2 protein-coding genes and 2 pseudogenes are annotated in these 2,473 nt (G+C 67.7%); all 4 read right to left on the reverse strand.

Annotated features, from left to right (window positions below):
- Positions 1 to 208 (reverse strand): annotated as a pseudogene (locus NA11_RS43540) (hypothetical protein); the annotation flags it as partial.
- A 24-nt stretch (positions 209 to 232) separates the two neighbouring features.
- Positions 233 to 1,066 carry a hypothetical protein gene (locus NA11_RS43545; protein ID WP_069167986.1) on the reverse strand — a complete coding sequence of 278 codons (834 nt, stop codon included), beginning with the start codon at positions 1,064 to 1,066 and terminating at the stop codon, positions 233 to 235.
- 124 nt (positions 1,067 to 1,190) lie between these two features.
- Entirely contained in the window at positions 1,191 to 2,225 is a 1,035-nt protein-coding gene (locus NA11_RS43550) for a hypothetical protein (protein WP_084655605.1), read from the reverse strand.
- Positions 2,222 to 2,473, reverse strand: a pseudogene (locus tag NA11_RS43555) (hypothetical protein); the annotation flags it as partial. The pseudogene NA11_RS43555 and the gene NA11_RS43550, both read right to left, overlap by 4 nt.

Here is a 2,473-nt window from a genome sequence, read left to right on the forward strand (position 1 = left end):
TCGGCGGCTCAACCGGCGCCGGAGCCGCGGGGACCGCGGGCTTCGCGGCGGCGGCCGCCTGCTCCTGGGTGACCACCACGGTGGTCACCTCGTTGTCTTCGCGGACCGTCAGCGCGGTGACCGCGACGGCGCTGCCGATGACCGTCAGCGCGGCTACCGCGCGAATGGCGCCTGCCAGCGCGGGCCGGGTCGTCGTGCGAGAACTCATCGGACCGTACTCCTTCGGATATGGCTATTTGGCCGGGGCGGCAGGGGAATTGGGTGCTGGGGTTTTCGGTGCGGCGGCGTCGGGCTCGAAGACGCCCTCCAGATGCCAGACACCGGTGAAGCCGTTGAACGGACCGCCGACGATGAGGCTGGTCCATTGCAGGGTGAACTTGCGGGACTTGGCGTCGTAGCTGCCAGTGGCGGAGGGACCTTGGGCCGCATCGGAACTCGGCTTGTCGAACCACTGCTTGGCGACCCAGTCCCAGACCTTCTGCACCTGTTCGGCGCCTGCCACCTGTGCGTCCTGCTTCTCCGGCGGCTTCGGCGCGCCCTGGTTGAACTCCTGGTCGTTCCATGAGGCCGCCCAGGACGACAGGTTCGCCGTCAGCGTGCCGCCGTCGTCGATCACCGAGGGCGGTGGCACCCGGCGCTGGGTCTGCGGATCCACCGGGTTGGTGGAGATGCCGAACTCGACGGCGAAGAACTTGGTCGGCTTGGTGATCGACGCTGCCAGCGAATTACCCTGGGCAAAACCAGGATTCGGTTCGCTCTGGTAGCCGCCGATCCGCAGCCCGCCCGCGGTGCCCGGTTCGAGCAGGGTGGTCGATCCGTTCTGTGCGGGCGAGTCGCCATTGGGCATGTAGGGGCCCTTCTCCGGCGTGCCGCCCGGTTGCACCATCCGGAACCAGGTACCGGCGACGCTGTCGCCTGAAACCGAGCCTGGGGTGAAGCGGAGCAATCCGACCAGCGGGACTGGCCCGGTCGAGGCAGGGGTATCGCCGCTGTCGCTGGAACACCCTGGCACCGTGAAGGCTAGCGCGGCGAGCAAGGCCACCGCGATCGACTTTCGGGCGGTCATGCCGCCGCCTCGCAGGCGCTCGGCACCGAAACGGCCGCACCGGCCGCCGTGGTCATCGTTCGCTCGCTCATGCCGGATCGCCTCCCTGATGTGTTCGCCCATGCTCGGACCGTTGACGTCGTGCTCATTTCCGTACTCCGCGAAGCGAAGTCGCCCGGCTGAACGCGAGTACTCGACTCGGCACTCGAAGACCGTCCACCGTCGCGGCGAGCGCGAGAATGCCGGGCAACAGATAGAAGAAGCCGAGGCCACGGAACGCGCCGAAGCCGAGCGGTCGTGTCGATTCATTCAGTGCGACAACGGCGTCGAAGTTTCGGACGTTGTCGTTGATCGCACCGATGAGGTCCGCGAACCGGGAAGTCATCTGCTGCCAGCGTGCTTCGAGAGTGGTGATGCCGGTGAGATCGGCCTCCGGATGCGCGGTGCGCACCGCACCGGTGTAGCGGCTGTTGAGCTCACCGTCGGCGGCGACGATCGTGACGAAGTAGCCCTGCAACGTGCGGACCTCGTCGTGGGTGACGATCGGACGCAGATCGTCGAGCATCGGCTGCGCCGCGGGCGAAGCCTGGAACAATCCGCCGAACAGCGGCACGGCGATCAGCCCGACGGCGGCCAGCCCCGCGAGCGAACGCCAGACGATGGCTTGCTTGCCCGCCTGCGCCTGCCGGAATCCGAGCACACCCGCCGTGGCGAGCACCAACCCCGGTAGCGCGAACAACCACGGCAAGGTGCCGAAAGGTGGTACAGCGGCGAGCTTTTCGTAGTTGTCACGATTGTCGTCGATCGCGCCGATCATCCCGGACATGCGGTAGCGGATCTCCGGGTAATCCCGAACGAACTGATCGACGCGGTCGAAGCTGCCCGGCTGCTGGCCGTTGCGCTGCAACGTGAGGACATTCGTCCTTGCGTCATCGAGCACCTGCAGATCGTCTCGGTACCCGTCGAGGCTCGAGCGCGTCATGTACGGCCCGAACGCGTCGATCATCGCCTCCCCCTTGACCGCTCGCGGAAACATGCCGGTGACGATCGGTGCCAGCACGAGCAGCGCACCGAGCACTGTGATCAGGACGAACGGCCAGCGGGTTGCCGGCTTCGGGGGCGCTGGTTCGGGATTCGAGACGAACTCCGAATAGGCGGGCAGCCCCGACACGGCGGTCACTGTCGTTGCCGACGGACGATCCGGTCCGCGTTGAAGAACACACCGGCCGCCGCGATCGCGACCACGAACAGGGTCGGCAGCACCCAGGCCGGGGTGCGGTCTTCCCGCGGGACCTCGATGGTCTTGGTCGCCAGCACCGGATCGGTGTGCGCGGCTTGCGACTGGTTCTGCGCCACCGGAACCGCGGCGTCGACCGGAGCGGGAGCCGCGGCCGGTGCCGCAGGAGCAGCGGGGGCGTGTGCACCTGG

Source organism: Nocardia altamirensis NBRC 108246 (assembly GCF_001612685.1).
In the GTDB taxonomy this organism is placed as follows: Bacteria; Actinomycetota; Actinomycetes; order Mycobacteriales; family Mycobacteriaceae; genus Nocardia; species Nocardia altamirensis.

What these genes read in the sequence shown, in the direction of transcription:
- NA11_RS43545 (WP_069167986.1), bottom strand. Translation starts at nt 1,066, where the DNA reads ATGACCGCCCGAAAGTCGATCGCGGTGGCCTTGCTCGCCGCGCTAGCC.